This window comes from Microbacterium telephonicum (assembly GCF_003651225.1).
GTDB lineage: Bacteria > Actinomycetota > Actinomycetes > Actinomycetales > Microbacteriaceae > Microbacterium > Microbacterium telephonicum.
In genome coordinates this window covers 707,265-720,458 of sequence record NZ_RCDB01000001.1, presented here as the reverse complement: position 1 = coordinate 720,458, position 13,194 = coordinate 707,265, and the positions used below count along the sequence as shown (strand labels likewise).

General features: G+C 71.2%; 17 protein-coding genes and 1 pseudogene. 7 read left to right on the top strand and 11 right to left on the bottom strand.

Annotated features, from left to right (window positions below; genetic code table 11):
- Positions 1–137: 137 nt before the first annotated feature.
- From C7474_RS03530 to C7474_RS03510, 5 genes are all read right to left on the bottom strand, one after another.
- Positions 138–743: a CueP family metal-binding protein gene (locus tag C7474_RS03530; RefSeq protein ID WP_121057548.1), complete on the bottom strand. Its 606-nt coding sequence runs from the start codon at positions 741–743 to the stop codon at positions 138–140.
- 71 nt (positions 744–814) lie between these two features.
- Complete coding sequence (locus tag C7474_RS03525; RefSeq protein ID WP_121057547.1) at positions 815–1,228, bottom strand: DUF6153 family protein; 414 nt, start codon at positions 1,226–1,228, stop codon at positions 815–817.
- Positions 1,229–1,462: 234 nt separating this feature from the next.
- Entirely contained in the window at positions 1,463–2,644 is a 1,182-nt protein-coding gene (locus tag C7474_RS03520; protein WP_121057546.1) for an acetyl-CoA C-acetyltransferase, read from the bottom strand.
- A gap of 38 nt (positions 2,645–2,682) precedes the next feature.
- The gene (locus tag C7474_RS03515) at positions 2,683–3,357 is read right to left on the bottom strand and encodes a 3-oxoacid CoA-transferase subunit B (protein ID WP_199692372.1); all 675 of its coding nucleotides are present in this window, start codon (positions 3,355–3,357) and stop codon (positions 2,683–2,685) included.
- Positions 3,358–3,359: 2 nt separating this feature from the next.
- Positions 3,360–4,127 (bottom strand): CoA transferase subunit A, encoded by a 768-nt coding sequence (locus C7474_RS03510; RefSeq protein WP_121057545.1) that lies wholly within the window; start codon positions 4,125–4,127, stop codon positions 3,360–3,362.
- A gap of 106 nt (positions 4,128–4,233) precedes the next feature.
- Between C7474_RS03510 and C7474_RS03505 the strand changes: the two genes are divergently transcribed.
- Together C7474_RS03505 and C7474_RS03500 are read left to right on the top strand one after the other, a co-directional pair.
- Positions 4,234–5,073, top strand: coding sequence for an IclR family transcriptional regulator (locus tag C7474_RS03505; protein ID WP_241965081.1), 840 nt, complete (start codon positions 4,234–4,236; stop codon positions 5,071–5,073).
- Between the two features lie 11 nt (positions 5,074–5,084).
- Positions 5,085–6,455: a serine/threonine-protein kinase gene (locus C7474_RS03500; RefSeq protein WP_121057543.1), complete on the top strand. Its 1,371-nt coding sequence runs from the start codon at positions 5,085–5,087 to the stop codon at positions 6,453–6,455.
- Between the two features lie 7 nt (positions 6,456–6,462).
- Here the strand turns inward: C7474_RS03500 and C7474_RS03495 are convergent, their stop codons facing one another.
- Together C7474_RS03495 and C7474_RS03490 are read right to left on the bottom strand one after the other, a co-directional pair.
- The gene (locus C7474_RS03495) at positions 6,463–7,893 is read right to left on the bottom strand and encodes a D-alanyl-D-alanine carboxypeptidase family protein (RefSeq protein WP_121057542.1); all 1,431 of its coding nucleotides are present in this window, start codon (positions 7,891–7,893) and stop codon (positions 6,463–6,465) included.
- Between the two features lie 114 nt (positions 7,894–8,007).
- Entirely contained in the window at positions 8,008–8,769 is a 762-nt protein-coding gene (locus C7474_RS03490; RefSeq protein WP_121057541.1) for a DeoR/GlpR family DNA-binding transcription regulator, read from the bottom strand.
- Positions 8,770–8,816: 47 nt separating this feature from the next.
- Here C7474_RS03490 and C7474_RS03485 point away from each other — a divergent pair, with 47 nt between their 5' ends.
- A complete protein-coding gene (locus C7474_RS03485) occupies positions 8,817–9,185 on the top strand; it encodes a DUF4406 domain-containing protein (protein ID WP_241965080.1) in 369 nt (122 codons plus the stop codon).
- 58 nt (positions 9,186–9,243) lie between these two features.
- Here the strand turns inward: C7474_RS03485 and C7474_RS03480 are convergent, their stop codons facing one another.
- The gene (locus tag C7474_RS03480; protein ID WP_121057540.1) at positions 9,244–9,468 is read right to left on the bottom strand and encodes an RNA-binding S4 domain-containing protein; all 225 of its coding nucleotides are present in this window, start codon (positions 9,466–9,468) and stop codon (positions 9,244–9,246) included.
- A gap of 55 nt (positions 9,469–9,523) precedes the next feature.
- On the opposite strand from C7474_RS03480, the gene C7474_RS03475 reads away from it, so the two are divergent.
- From C7474_RS03475 to C7474_RS03460, 4 genes are all read left to right on the top strand, one after another.
- On the top strand, positions 9,524–9,907 hold the full coding sequence (locus C7474_RS03475; RefSeq protein ID WP_121057539.1) for an MmcQ/YjbR family DNA-binding protein: 384 nt from the start codon (positions 9,524–9,526) through the stop codon (positions 9,905–9,907).
- Positions 9,908–9,970: 63 nt separating this feature from the next.
- Entirely contained in the window at positions 9,971–10,528 is a 558-nt protein-coding gene (locus C7474_RS03470) for a Dps family protein (protein WP_121057538.1), read from the top strand.
- 262 nt (positions 10,529–10,790) lie between these two features.
- A complete protein-coding gene (locus C7474_RS03465; RefSeq protein WP_121057537.1) occupies positions 10,791–11,108 on the top strand; it encodes a hypothetical protein in 318 nt (105 codons plus the stop codon).
- Positions 11,109–11,222: 114 nt separating this feature from the next.
- The gene (locus tag C7474_RS03460; protein ID WP_121057536.1) at positions 11,223–11,549 is read left to right on the top strand and encodes a hypothetical protein; all 327 of its coding nucleotides are present in this window, start codon (positions 11,223–11,225) and stop codon (positions 11,547–11,549) included.
- A gap of 23 nt (positions 11,550–11,572) precedes the next feature.
- On the opposite strand, the pseudogene C7474_RS03455 reads toward C7474_RS03460, so the two are convergent.
- The 3 genes and pseudogenes from C7474_RS03455 to C7474_RS03450 form a co-directional block, all read right to left on the bottom strand.
- Positions 11,573–11,981 (bottom strand): annotated as a pseudogene (locus C7474_RS03455) (arsenate reductase ArsC).
- A 31-nt stretch (positions 11,982–12,012) separates the two neighbouring features.
- Entirely contained in the window at positions 12,013–12,174 is a 162-nt protein-coding gene (locus tag C7474_RS14980) for a hypothetical protein (protein ID WP_158597297.1), read from the bottom strand.
- 35 nt (positions 12,175–12,209) lie between these two features.
- Positions 12,210–13,187 carry a zinc-binding dehydrogenase gene (locus C7474_RS03450; protein ID WP_121057535.1) on the bottom strand — a complete coding sequence of 326 codons (978 nt, stop codon included), beginning with the start codon at positions 13,185–13,187 and terminating at the stop codon, positions 12,210–12,212.
- Between the last annotated feature and the right edge of the window lie 7 nt (positions 13,188–13,194).

The following is a 13,194-nucleotide window of genomic DNA, read 5'->3' as shown; positions in this document are numbered from 1 at the left end:
CGCCTCCCGCACGCTCACCACTCGCTTCGGCACCCCTGGACGCCGGAGAACCCACCGAAACTGACCGGTGAGCGCAACGCGGATGCTGCGGGACAGCCGGGGACGGCGGCGCGGCGGCATCCGTCCCCGGCGGCACCTCAGGTGAGATGGAGCGTCGTCAGGCAGGTGGCGTCGTCGGGGGCGCGGGTCGACACCGGCGCTGATGCCGTCCGACCCTCGTACGCCACCGTGACCGTGCCCTCGAGGCCGCGCGGTAGCCAGAATCCGACGAACCCGTTGTCGAAAGTCCGGGCGGGGCCGTCGACGAGGATGTCCCCGTCGGCATCGGTCACCGTCACGGTGAGCTCGACATCCGCGAGTTCGCCGCGGCACGTGGTCAGACTGTGGAAGTGGCAGTCGTGCGTCGTGTCGAGATAGGGCGCGATCGACAGGTAGAACGCGTCATCTGGCATCGGCAGGCTCGTCTCGGCGCCGGCCGCGTCGGTGATGATCAGCTCGTCGGGGCGCACGGAGGCGCGCAGATCCGCCGGGCGCTCGGCGACGGGCTGGGCATCGAGACGGTCGACGATCTCGCGTGCACTGAGGCCCGCGAGGCCGTGCTCGGCAAGTGCGGCCGAGACGCTCGGGCTCGGATCGGTGCTCGGCGTCGGCTCGGCGACGGCGCAACCGGAGAGGGCGAGCAGGACGACGCCGGCGAGTGCGATGAGGCGCAGCCGACGCGTGGATGGCAGGGAAAGGGACATGGTTCGCTTTCGTTCGGAGGTGTCGCCCGATGGCCGGGCATGGCGGTGGACCCGCGCAGCGGGTGACCGCCTCACGTCCGACTGATCGAGAGCTCCCACAGCGACGGCGGCGGTCGGACCGCGGGAGACGGCACCGCGAGGCGGATGAACGATCGGAAGATCCCGCCGCGACGGCCGGCGTGCCCGGCTGCGCGGGCCAGCACGAGTGCGAACGCTCCGAAGACGAGCATCAGGAGGCAGTCCACACCGAGCGCGTGGCGATCACCGGGGTCGCCGCACATCGCGCAGGACGCGATCGTCGCCTCGGCAGGGCCGTGCGTGGAATGGGCGCCGTCACCGAGGTGGTGCGCCACGGCGGGTCCCGCATCCGCCGGCGCAGCAAGGGGCGCGTGCATGAGCAGCACCGCGGCGACGAGCGCCAGCACGAGCGCGCACCCCGTCGCGACCCGGCGGAGCGGGCGGCGTGGACGGACGACGGCGTTCATGGCAAGGCGGCCAGGATACCCCGAGGGGGTATCCCTTCGCCGACACCGGACCGTCGAAAACCCCGCGCCGCACGCTCACCAGTCACTTCGGCACACCTGGCGGCCTGCGCACCCGCCGAACCTGACGGGCGAGCGCCGAGTGGATGCGGCACCCGCGCGCTCACCAGTCGCTTCGGCACACCTTCCGGTGCGCGCACCCGCCACACCTGGCTGGTGAGCGAAGGATGCGGGTGGTCAGCGAGTGAGGATGAGGGCTTCGCCCTGTCCGCCGCCGCCACAGAGGCCGACGGCGGCGGTGCCGGAGCCGCGGCGGACGAGCTCGTGCACGGCGTGCACGACGATGCGGCAGCCGGACGCGCCGATCGGGTGGCCGAGGGCGATGCCCCCGCCGTGCACGTTGACGATGTCCTCCGAGACGCCGAGCTCGCGCTGCGACACCGCGACGACCGCGCCGAACGCCTCGTTGATCTCGACGAGGTCGAGGTCGGCGGCGGCGATCCCCTGCCGCTTCAGGGCCTGGCCGATCGCGCGGGCCGGCTGGGCGTGCAGCGAATTGTCGGGTCCGGCGACCTGACCGGCCGCACCGATCACGGCGAGCACGGGCCAGCCGGACGCGTCGGCGTGCGCGCGTGTGGTGACGACGACCGCGGCCGCCCCGTCGGAGATCTGCGACGCGTTGCCGGCCGTGATCGTGCCGCCCTCCGCGAAGGCGGCGCGGAGCCCCGCGAGCGTCTGTTCGGTGGTCTCCGGCCGGATCCCCTCGTCGGTGGTGACGCGCATCGGCTCGCCGCGCCGCTGCGGCACCTCGACCGGCACGATCTCGGCGTCGAAGACACCGGCGTCGCGTGCGGCGGCGGCGCGCTGGTGCGAGAGCGCCGCGACACGGTCCTGCTCGTCGCGCCCGACGCGGTACGACGGGTTCAGCCGTTCGGTCGAGGCGCCCATCGACTCGCGGTCGTACGCGTCGGTGAGGCCGTCGTACGCCATGTGGTCGAGCACCTCGACGCTGCCGTACGCCCAGCCGTCCCGCGTGCCGGGCAGCAGGTGCGGGGCGCGCGTCATCGACTCCATGCCGCCGGCGACGACGACGGTCGCGTCGCCCGAGGCGATCATGCGCTTCGCGTCGATGATGGCCGCGAGGCCCGAGAGGCAGACCTTGTTGACCGAGGATGCCGGCACGTCCCAGCCGAGGCCCGCCGACAGCGCCGCCTGCCGCGCCGGGTTCTGGCCGGCGCCGGCGGGCAGCACCTGCCCCAGGATCACCGCGTCGACGGCGTCCGCGGGCACGCCGCCCTGAGCGAGCGCGCCGGCGATCGCGAATCCGCCGAGCTGCGCGGCGGAGAACGAGGCGAGCTGCCCCTTGAGTCGTCCCTGCGGGGTGCGGGCGGCGGCGACGATGACGATGTCGTCGGTCATTTCAGTACTCCTCGGTCACGGGGCGGTCTCGGGATCGGTCAGGGGGCGGTGGCGGTCTCGGATGCGGTCACCACGAGCTCGGGCGACACGTGCAGCTCGGGCTCGGTGGCGGCACGCACGTCCTCGACCGACACACCCGGCGCCGTCTCGACGAGCACGAGTCCGGCATCCGTGACGTCGATGACGGCGAGGTCGGTGATGATGCGATCGACGACGCCGCGGCCGGTCAGCGGCAGCGAGCACTCCCGCACGATCTTCGCAGAGCCGTCCCGCGCGGTGTGCTCCATGAGCACGATGACCCGCGCGGCGCCGTGGACGAGGTCCATCGCGCCGCCCGGACCCTTCACCATCTTGCCGGGGATCATCCAGTTGGCGAGGTCTCCGGATTCCGAGACCTGCATCGCGCCGAGGATCGCGGCGTCGATCTTGCCGCCGCGGATCATGCCGAAGCTCGTCGCGGAATCGAAGAAGGCGGCGCCGGGGAGCACGGTCACCGTCTCCTTGCCGGCGTTGATGAGGTCGGGGTCGACGGCGTCGTCGATCGGGTATGGGCCGACCCCGAGGATGCCGTTCTCCGACTGCAGCACGACGGTGACCCCCGGCGGCACGTGGTTGGGCACGAGGGTCGGCAGGCCGATGCCCAGGTTGACGTACGAGCCGTCGGCGAGTTCGGCGGCGGCGCGGGCCGCCATCTCGGTGCGGGTGAGGGCCACGGTCATGCCTCCGTCCGGGGCTCGGCGACGGTGCGTCGCTCGATGCGCTTCTCGATGCCGGTGCCGACCTCGACGATCCGGTGCACGTACACCCCCGGCAGGTGCACGGTGTCGGGGTCGAGCTCACCGGGAGCGACGAGCTGTTCGACCTGCGCGATGCACACCCGCCCGGCCATCGCGGCCAGCGGGTTGAAGTTGCGCGCGGCCTTGTGGAAGACGAGGTTGCCGTGGGTGTCGCCGCGGAGCGCGTGCACGAGGGCGAAGTCGGTCGTGATGGCCTCTTCGAGCACGTAGTGGCGGTCGCCGAACGCACGCACCTCCTTCACCGGCGACGCGACGGCCACGCCGCCGGCCCCGTCGTACCGGCGCGGCAGCCCGCCCTCGGCGACCTGCGTGCCGACGCCGGTCTGCGTGAAGAACGCGGCGATGCCGGCTCCGCCCGCGCGCAGCTTCTCGGCGAGGGTGCCCTGCGGGGTGAGTTCCAGTTCGAGCTCGCCGGACAGGAACTGCCGTTCGAACTCCTTGTTCTCCCCCACGTACGACGACGTCATCTTGCGGATGCGGCGCGCGGCCAGCAGTACGCCGAGTCCCCAGTCGTCGACGCCGCAGTTGTTGGAGACCACCGACAGGTCGTGCGTGCCCTGCGCGAGCAGCGCCTCGATGAGGGCGATGGGGTTGCCGCTCAGGCCGAATCCGCCCACCGCGATGCTCGCTCCGTCGGGGATGTCGGCGACGGCCTCCGTCGCCGACGGCCAGGTCTTGTCGATCACGCTCGCTCCTTCGCGTTCGGGTACGTCATCGAGTCTGCGACGGTCGGACGCGCGAGGAGAGCATCGGCGTTGCCATGTGGATGCTGATCGGCGTAGCGTCCACATCGTGGACAACGCATCCGGATCGACCGCTACGGGGACGCAGGCCGTGGCGCGCGCGGCGGCCTTGCTGAAGCTCGTGAGCCTGCGCGATGCGGCCACCGACGGCGCAGCGACGCGCACTTCCGACCTCGCCCGCCGCAGCGGACTCACCCGCCCGACGACGTACCGTCTGCTGAGCGCGCTGCGCGACGAAGGACTCGTCGACCAGGATGCGGCGACCCGGGCCTGGGTCGCCGGCCCGGAGCTGTATCTCATGGGAATGGCCGCCGCACCGCGTTACGACGTCGTCGAAATCGCCCGCGACATCGTGCGCTCCCTTGCCGTGCGCACCGAGGAGAGCGCGTTTCTCTCGGTGCGGCGCGGCGACGAGACGGTGTGCGTGCTGCGCGAGGACGGCAGCTTCCCGATCCGATCGTTCGTGCTGTCGGAGGGGGTGCGCTTCCCGCTCGGGGTGGCCTCGGCGGGGCTCGCGATCTTGTCGTTCCTGCCGCCCCACGATGTGGATGCCTACTTCGCGCGGCACCCCGAGTTGCCGGAGCGCTGGGGCGTGGCGCACGCCGAGTCCCGCATTCGCGACCGCATCGAAGAAACGACCTCGCGCGGTTTCGCGCTCAACGCCGGGCTCATCGTCGAGGGCAGCTACGGTCTCGGCGCGGCGGTGTTCAGCGGGGCCGGCGAGCCGCAGTGGGCGCTGAGTCTCACGGGGGTGCAGTTCCGGTTCTCCCCCGCGCGGATGCCGGAGCTCGGTCGCACCCTGCTCGCCCACGCGCACCAACTGAGCCAGCGGCTCGCAAACGCACGGCGCGACGTCAACCCCCTCGAGCGCGCTCGCGCCGCACGGTAGGTTCGGCACGTATGGGCACCGTTCCGGACCTCGGGGTCGTCCTCGACGAGCGTTACCGTCTGGTCGCCGTGCTCGGCGCGGGCGGAATGGGCACGGTCTACCGCGCCGAAGACCTCTCGCTCGGGCGAGCCGTCGCCCTGAAGCTCGTCCACGTCGGCACCGGCGGATCGGATGACCTGGACAGCGAGCGTGTGCGCACCGAGACGCGACTGCTGGCCTCCCTGAGCCATCGCTCCCTGGTGACCCTTCACGACGCCCAACTGGAGGGCGACGGCCCTCGATACCTGGTGATGGAGCTGCTTCCCGGTCGCACCCTCGCCGACCGGATCGATCAGGGGGCCATGCCCCTCTCGGCCCTGCTCCCGATCGCCGCTGATCTGGCCGAGGCGCTGCACGTGGTCCACGCGGCAGGGATCGTTCACCGCGACATCAAACCCTCCAACATCCTGCTGTCGCCCTCGCCCGTTCCGGGGGGCCCGGCACTCGCCAAACTGGCGGATTTCGGCATCGCACATCTGCTCGGCTCCGATCGCATCACACGCCCCGGGACCACGATCGGCACCGCCGCCTACGTCGCACCCGAACAGGTGCGCGGCGCCGCGCCGGCGGCGACCGCCGACATCTACAGTCTGGGACTCGTACTGCGTGAGGCGACGACCGGAACACGGGCGTTCCCGCACTCGCGCGGCAACGAACAGCTCTTCGCCCGACTGCAGGCCGATCCGGATCTTCCCGACGCGCTCGACCCGCAGTGGCGCGCCCTTCTGCGGGCGATGCTCGCCCGCGATCCTTCCGATCGACCGACCAGCCTCGAGATCGTCGGCACGCTCGGTCCCCTACCGTCGGCTGCAGCCGCAGCGGTGGCGCCCGCGCACGCCGCATCCGCTCCCACCCGTGTCGGAGACACCGGGCCCACACGGATCATCGCCGCGGGAACTCTCCCGCACACCGCGACGACCATCGCCGAGCCGCTCGATCCGCGACCGGCGGCCGCGGCGAGATCGAGGCGACACCGGTCGCCACGCAGACACCTGCCGATGATCGTCGCTCTCGTCGCCGCGCTCGCCGCGGTCGGCACGGGAGCCGCGATGGTCACCACCATCGTGACGCCGACGCCGACGCCGACGCCGCGCCCGTCGGCCCCTCTGACCGTGGACGAACCGTCTCCTTCTGCCCCGACCGTCGCGCCGGGAGACGCGCAGGACGTGGAGCCCTCGGGGGCGAGTACGCCCACTGATGGCGGTTCCGACTCGGACGAGGGCAACGGAAACGGCAATTCCGGGAGCGGGAACGGGAACGGGAACGCCGGCAACGGAGGCGGGAACGGCAGCGGGAACGGCAGCTCGGGCGGCGGAAACGGCCGCGGACCGAGCGGCGGCTGAGGAGGCGTCAGCCGACGAGTTCTGCCGGGTGCTCCAATCGCCACCGCGAGTCGGGTTCGGTGATCGAGCCGCGCACGACGACGGGCACCGTCACGCTCTGCGGTCCGGCGGTGAGGGTGACCGTCCCGATCTGCTCGCCGTCGGTCCACCTCGTGGGCTCGCGGATGTCGGTCGTCGCGGCGATCGGGGTGTCCGACCAGACGTGCAGCGTCGCCGTCTCGCCGACGACGAGTTCGACCTCATCGCCCCACACGGTCGCGTAGTGGCCGAGCACGGTGCCCGCGCGGGCCACCTCCACGTCGCGGAAGCCTCGGACGATGCTGTCGAGCAGACCGCCGACGCCGGCGTCGACCGATGCCGAACTCGTCGCACCCAGCAGCACGCCCACCACCGAGAGGGGCTCGCCGATGCCGACGTCGAGGGTCGCCGTGTAGAGCAGGTTCGACCCGGCCTCGTCGAGCGTGCCGGTCTTCAGACCGGTGATGCCGTGCGTGCGCAGCATCCGGTTCGTGTTGACGATGGTGCCCGGCCCGTCGAACGTCGCTTGCCCGGTGCCCGTGATGGCGACGATCGCGGGGTTCGCAGCGGCCAGCCGGCCGAGGGCGATCATGTCGAGGGCGGTGCTGGTGTTGCGCGGGTCGATGCCGGTCGGCTCCACGATCGTCGTCTGCGTGAGGCCGTTCGCCGCGAGCCAGCGCCGCGCCGCCGAGGCGAAGCCTCCCGTGGAGCCGAACGCCCACTCCGCGACGGCCTCGGCGTAGTTGCTGGCCGACGGGATGAGCATCGTCGCCAGCGCGTCGTGCAGCGACATGGTCGTGCCCGTCGGCATCTCGGCGATCGTCGCGTCCATGACGTAGTACTTGTCGTAGAGCTTGTGGTCGGCCGCGTCGAAGGTGAGCGTGGGGCCGGGGTCGGAGGCGTCGGCGAGCGGATGCCGGTCGAGCACGACGAGCGCGGTGATGAGCTTCGTGATGCTGGCGATCGACCGCACCTCGTCCTGCGCGCCGGCCTGCCAGATGCCGGATGCGGCCTCGCCGAGGTAGTCGGCGCCGCCGGCGACGCTGATCGCGTAGGCGCCGTCGGTGGGCAGGGCGAGGGCGGTGGCACCGGCCGTCGGGGGCGGGAGTTCCCGTGTGGTGCCGACCGGGGCCGGCAGCGGCGCGTTCAGCGCCCACGCGACGTATCCGCCGACGAGACCGGCGATCACGACGATGACGACGCAGACCGCGATCAGCGCGCGCCAGGCTCGACGACGGCGAGCGGGGTCGCGAACAGGCGGAGTGCGGTGCACGTTCGCGTCGCCGCCGTCACGGAGGAGGTCGGCGAAATCGTCGAGCGGATCGGACGCGTCGTCGGGAGTCGGCGGGTCGACGGCGTCACGATCGCCACTCGTCGGCGGGTCGGACGCGTCGAGGGCGTCGGGCGACGGCGTCGTCATGGTCCTCCTCGCGGGTGCCGGTACCTCACATCCTGCCGTGCCCGGCGACCGGCGAGGTGCACGGTCGCCTGCGACGGGTGGCAAGCGCTTCCTGCCGCCTGCGGACGTGGTGGGTCACGCCCCGGCGGCGTCGATGATCGTCACACCCTCGGCGCGGAGGCCGCCCACCGTGGCGGCAGCATCCGCCCCGTCGCAGACGATGCCGGCGATCTCCGCGAACGGAAGCACCTCGAAGCGCGAGACGGCACCGAGCTTCTCGTCGCTCGCGAGCACGTAGGTCTCGGCGGCGCGCGTGGCGAGGGCCCGCTTCATCGCGGCCTCGTCGGCGTCGCCGGTCGTCAGTCCCCGCTCCGGGTGCACGCCCGTGACGCCCAGGAAGAAGAGGTCGGCGCTGAGCCGGTTCGCCGCCTCGACCGCGGCCGCGCCGCTGGCGACGGCCGAGTGCTTGAACAGCGTGCCCCCGATGAGGATCACCTCGGCGGCGTGGTCGAGCAGGGCGACCGCGATCGTCGGACTGTGGGTGATGATCGTGCAGTCGAACGTGGTGGGCAGCGCGTCGACCAGCGCCCGCGTCGTCGTACCGCCGTCGAGGATGACCGTTGCCCCGGGCGGGATCAGAGCGACCGCCGCCGCGGCGACGCGTCGCTTGCTCTCCGGCGACACCGACTGCCGCCCGGCGTAGTCCACAACGGCCGGCGATGCCGGCAGCGCTCCGCCGTAGACGCGCACCGCGAGCCCCGCCGCATCCAATTCGCGCAGGTCGCGTCGGATGCTGTCTTCGGATAGCCCCAGTTCAACGGCGAGTTCCTTGGCGACGATCTTGCCGTCACGACGCAGGCGGTCCAGCAGCAGTTCCTTACGGGCGGCGGCAAGCATGCACGTTCCTTCCTGTTCTTTCACGATTCTGCGATATCGTGCATGGTATGAGCAAACCGATGATGATCCTGATCGCTGGTCCGTACGCATCCGGAACCGGCGGCGACCCTGCGCTGATGGCGCGGAACCTCGCGCGACTCGAAGAGGCGGCGTGGCCGCTCTTCCGCGCCGGCCACCTCCCCATGATCGGCGAGTGGGTGGCGCTTCCGGTGCTCTCGAGCGCCGGCGCGTCCGGACCCGCCGATCCGCTCGCGGCGGAGGTCATGTATCCCACCGCGGAGCGGCTGCTGCAGCACTGCGACGCGGTGCTGCGCCTGCCCGGCGAGTCGCGCGGCGCCGACCAGGACGTCGCGATCGCCCGTGCGCGGGGAATCCCGGTGTTCCACTCGCTCGACGAGGTGCCTGCCGCCGCGTGACACCGCCGGCGGCGATGCGGGTCGACGTGCGCGCTGCGCACCCTCACCGCGTCGCCGCCTACGGGCGGACGCGGACGAGTCGCCCGTCGTACCCGACGACGTCGTCGATCACCAGCTGCCGCCCGCGGCGCCGGTCGACCTCGCCGTTGACGGTGACGTACCCGTCGATGATGGCTTCCTTCACGTCGCCGCCCGAGTCGAGCAGGCCGGCGAACTTCAGGAACTGCCCGAGTCGGATGCCGTCGCCGCCGATCGGGACGTCGATCGGAGTCGAGGTGGTCATCCCGGCATCGTATCGGGCGGGCCGACGTGTCGGACGCGCATCGTAGGCTTCCCGCGTGACCACCCTGGATGATCTGCGCGCCGTCGCCGCGACGTTGCCCGGCAGTGAGGAACGGGAGACGACCGGCGGAGCGGCCTGGTTCGTCCGCCGCAAGCTCTTCGCGTGGGAGTGCCATCCCTGGCCGAGCATCCCGCCCGACGTCCGCGAGATCATCGCGTCGGAGCTGGTCGTCGGCGTGAAGGTCGCCGACCGGATCGACGCGCTCGCCCTCGTCGAGATGGCGCCCGACGTGTTCCTTCGCACCACCACGAGCTGGGGCGAGCCGAAGGTCGCATTCCGCATGGCCGGCATTGCATCAGACCACCTCGCCGAGCTCGTCACCGAGGCCTGGCGCGTTCAGGCGCCGAAGTATCTGCGCCGCGAGTTCGACGCCGACTAGCACCCGCCTATCGCACCCGCAATCCCCCGGCGGATGCCGGGCAGCCCTCGTAGCGTTGCACGCATGGCCACCACCACGACGAAGAACACGAGCACGACGAAGAACAAGCGCAAGCCGGCGCACGGCGCCCGCCTCACCGACGAGCAGAATGCGGAGTCGGGGTTCACTGCATCCGCCGCGCTCAGCGACAACCTGCAGAAGGTGCTCGTCGACCTGGTCGAACTCGCGTCGCAGGGAAAGCAGGCGCACTGGAACGTCGTCGGCACGAACTTCCGCGACACGCACCTGCAACTCGACGAGATCATCGAGGCCGCGCGCGAGTTCAGCGACACGATCGCCGAACGGATGCGGGCGCTGCACGCCCTTCCCGACGGTCGCAGCGACACCGTCGCCGAGACGACGACGCTGCCGGAGTTCCCGCACGGCGAGATCGCGACGACCGACGTCATCGACCTCGTCACCGTGCGCCTCGAGGACACCGTCTCCACCTGCCGCGACGTGCACGACGCGGTCGACGAGGAAGACCCGACGAGCGCCGACATCCTGCACGAGATCATCGAGAAGCTCGAGCAGTTCGCCTGGATGATCAGCGCCGAGAACCGCACGCCACGGAGCGCGTGAAGGCGCATCGCTCCGGCGTGATCGCCGGGGAGAGCCGAGCCGGTCAGTTCGACCACGACGAGATCCGCGACGAGCTGCGCAAACTGCTGGAGCTCATCGACGCCGACGCGTGAGTGCTCACCACCGCCTGACGTTCAAGGCGTTTCGACTCGTCGCTGCGCTCCTCGCTCAACGACCGGTGGGGTGGGCGTCGCACGTAGCTCCTCAGGACGACGGGGTCAATCCCCGTCCTGTGCGCGCCGGGCGCAACTACGGTCACCTCATGTTCACCACCGACGACTCCGCAGCGTCCCCCCGACTGAGCGTCGCAGTGGCCGATACCCTCAAGCAGTTGCCATCCCGACAGCACGAAGCGGACTCGACGGACGGTCGGGGCGTCCACTGGCGCCTCATCGACATCGACACCTACGAGGTGCTCGTCGACGACGAGGTGGTCGGATTCGTCGACGTCGTCGGAGCCGTGTTCGTCGCGCTCGCCGGCACCCGCTACGCGCACGCCGAAGAGCGACTGCAGTCCCTCGACTTCGAGACGGCCGTGGCCTCCCTCGCGGCGCGGCGCCCGTTCCAAGGTCGCGGCTGAAGCGCTGTACACGCGCGCCGGCGACGGAACAACCCCCTGCCCGTCCGAGTGCTGAGCGCGCACCCTGGAAATGTGTTGGCGGCGTGACGACGGCCGCCAGGAAGGAGACCGGCGATGCGACGGATCCTGTACGCCGGGAGTGAGCTGATCACTGGGGACGCGATCGCCGACGCCGTGATGGCGCTCGGGCGGGCGCTGGCCGACGCCCGGGAGGCCGACACGGTGACAGTGCCCGTGCTGACCGACGGACGCCGCACGACGGCGACGATCCTCATCGGCCCGGCGAGTCAGATCGTGACGATGGACGCCCCGCCGGGAACCCCGGAGCTGGTTGACGACGACGCCGTCGCCGCCCTCACGACCCGACGCCAACGCTTACAACCGGTCATCTCGGCGGCACACCAGAGCGACCCACACCTGCACTGGACCGACGAGATCTGACGGCGGCTGCACGTCCGAGGCCGTCAGTCCGCAGGCACGAGTTCGCCGACGAGCGCCACGACCCGCCCCCGGATCTCCTCACGGACGCGGCGAACCACGTCGATGCGCTGCCCCGCCGGATCGTCCAACTGCCAGTCCTCATAGCGCTTGCCCGGGAAGATCGGGCAGGCGTCACCACACCCCATGGTGATGACGACATCCGACTCCCGCACCGCGTCGACGGTCAGCAGCGTCGGGACGTTCGACGCGATGTCGATGCCCTCTTCGCGCATCGCCTCGACGCCGACGGGGTTCAGCCGGTCGCCGGGTTCGGATCCCGCCGACAGGACGTCGATACGGTCTCCGGCGAGATCCTGCAGGAATCCCGCCGCCATCTGCGACCGCCCCCGCGTTGTGCACGCACACGAACAGCACCGTGGGCTTCCTACTCATGAGGGATGCTCCCGACGGCGATCGCGGCCACTCAGCCGATCACGTGACGGATCAGCCACTCCTGTTCACGGTATCCGTCGTCGGGACCGGCGAAGCGCTCCGAGACGTCGACCGACTCGACCATCTGGTCGAACGGGATCGGCGGTTCCAGATGCCGGTACCGCGCGCTGCCGTCCACGACATCACGACCCATGAGGCGATCGTAGCCCGCGAACTCGCAGCGCGTGGCTACGGCTGCAGCAGCAGCTTGCCGACTCGGCCGGGCTCGAAGTTCGCGCGAGCGGCCTGAGAGACGTCGTCGAACGTATGGACGGCCGAGACCGGCAGCGCCAGCGTTCCCTCCGCGACGCGCGCGATGATCTCGCCGATGAGCGCGGCGCGATGGGCGGGCTCCATCGCCGCGCTCATCTTGCTTCCCCAGAATCCCTTGACGGTGAGCTGGTTGAAGATGATCGCCCCCGAGGGCAGCTCCATCGTGGGCGATGCCATGGCGCCGAAGACGACCAACGTGCCGTTCTCCGCAACGAGGGAGGCGACCTCGCCACTGGAGCGGCCACCGACCGAATCGACCCCGGCGACGACGGACGCTCCCCCGGTCAGCTCGGCGACGCGCTGCTTCCAGTCCTCGGAGTCCGTCGCGACCGCATTCCGGATGCCGGCCCCGGCGAGTTCGTCGACGCCATCAGCACGACGGACGAGGCCAAGCACGCGCACCCCGCGCGCCTCGGCGAGCTGGGCGACGAGTCGGCCGACGGCGCCATTCGCGGCGTTCTGCACGATCCACTCTCCGGGACGCACATCGAGGTACTCGAGCAGGCTGATCGCGCTGAAGGGCATCGAGACGAGCTGGGCGGCGGACTCGTCGTCGATCGCGTCGGGAACAGGGATGACGGCTGCCGCGGGCGCGGTGAAGTACTCGGCCCACACGCCGAAGGTGCCGCCTGTGACGACGCGCTGGCCGACCCGGAGTCCCTCCACGCCGTCTCCGAGCGCGTCGATGACGCCCATCGCTTCGGTGCCCGCACGTGCCGGCAACTCGGGCTTGAACCCGTACGTGCCGCGGATCGTCCAGAGATCATGGTTGTGGATCGGACTGAGAACGGTACGGACCCGCACCTGACCCGCCTCGGGCTCGGGGGTGTCGACCTCGGCGACATGGAGGACGACGGCGGGGTCGCCGAAGGATTCGTGGACGAGTGCGCGCATGGCGAGC

Coding starts and splice junctions, on each gene's coding strand:
- C7474_RS14980 (WP_158597297.1), bottom strand. CDS start 12,174: ATGGGTCGTGATGTCGTGGACGGCAGCGCGCGGTACCGGCATCTGGAA.
- C7474_RS03490 (WP_121057541.1), bottom strand. CDS start 8,769: ATGCTTGCCGCCGCCCGTAAGGAACTGCTGCTGGACCGCCTGCGTCGT.
- C7474_RS03450 (WP_121057535.1), bottom strand. CDS start 13,187: ATGCGCGCACTCGTCCACGAATCCTTCGGCGACCCCGCCGTCGTCCTC.
- C7474_RS03530 (WP_121057548.1), bottom strand. CDS start 743: ATGTCCCTTTCCCTGCCATCCACGCGTCGGCTGCGCCTCATCGCACTC.
- C7474_RS03520 (WP_121057546.1), bottom strand. CDS start 2,644: ATGACCGACGACATCGTCATCGTCGCCGCCGCCCGCACCCCGCAGGGA.
- C7474_RS03465 (WP_121057537.1), top strand. CDS start 10,791: ATGTTCACCACCGACGACTCCGCAGCGTCCCCCCGACTGAGCGTCGCA.
- C7474_RS03525 (WP_121057547.1), bottom strand. CDS start 1,228: ATGAACGCCGTCGTCCGTCCACGCCGCCCGCTCCGCCGGGTCGCGACG.
- C7474_RS03495 (WP_121057542.1), bottom strand. CDS start 7,893: ATGACGACGCCGTCGCCCGACGCCCTCGACGCGTCCGACCCGCCGACG.
- C7474_RS03460 (WP_121057536.1), top strand. CDS start 11,223: ATGCGACGGATCCTGTACGCCGGGAGTGAGCTGATCACTGGGGACGCG.
- C7474_RS03485 (WP_241965080.1), top strand. CDS start 8,817: ATGAGCAAACCGATGATGATCCTGATCGCTGGTCCGTACGCATCCGGA.
- C7474_RS03480 (WP_121057540.1), bottom strand. CDS start 9,468: ATGACCACCTCGACTCCGATCGACGTCCCGATCGGCGGCGACGGCATC.
- C7474_RS03470 (WP_121057538.1), top strand. CDS start 9,971: ATGGCCACCACCACGACGAAGAACACGAGCACGACGAAGAACAAGCGC.
- C7474_RS03500 (WP_121057543.1), top strand. CDS start 5,085: ATGGGCACCGTTCCGGACCTCGGGGTCGTCCTCGACGAGCGTTACCGT.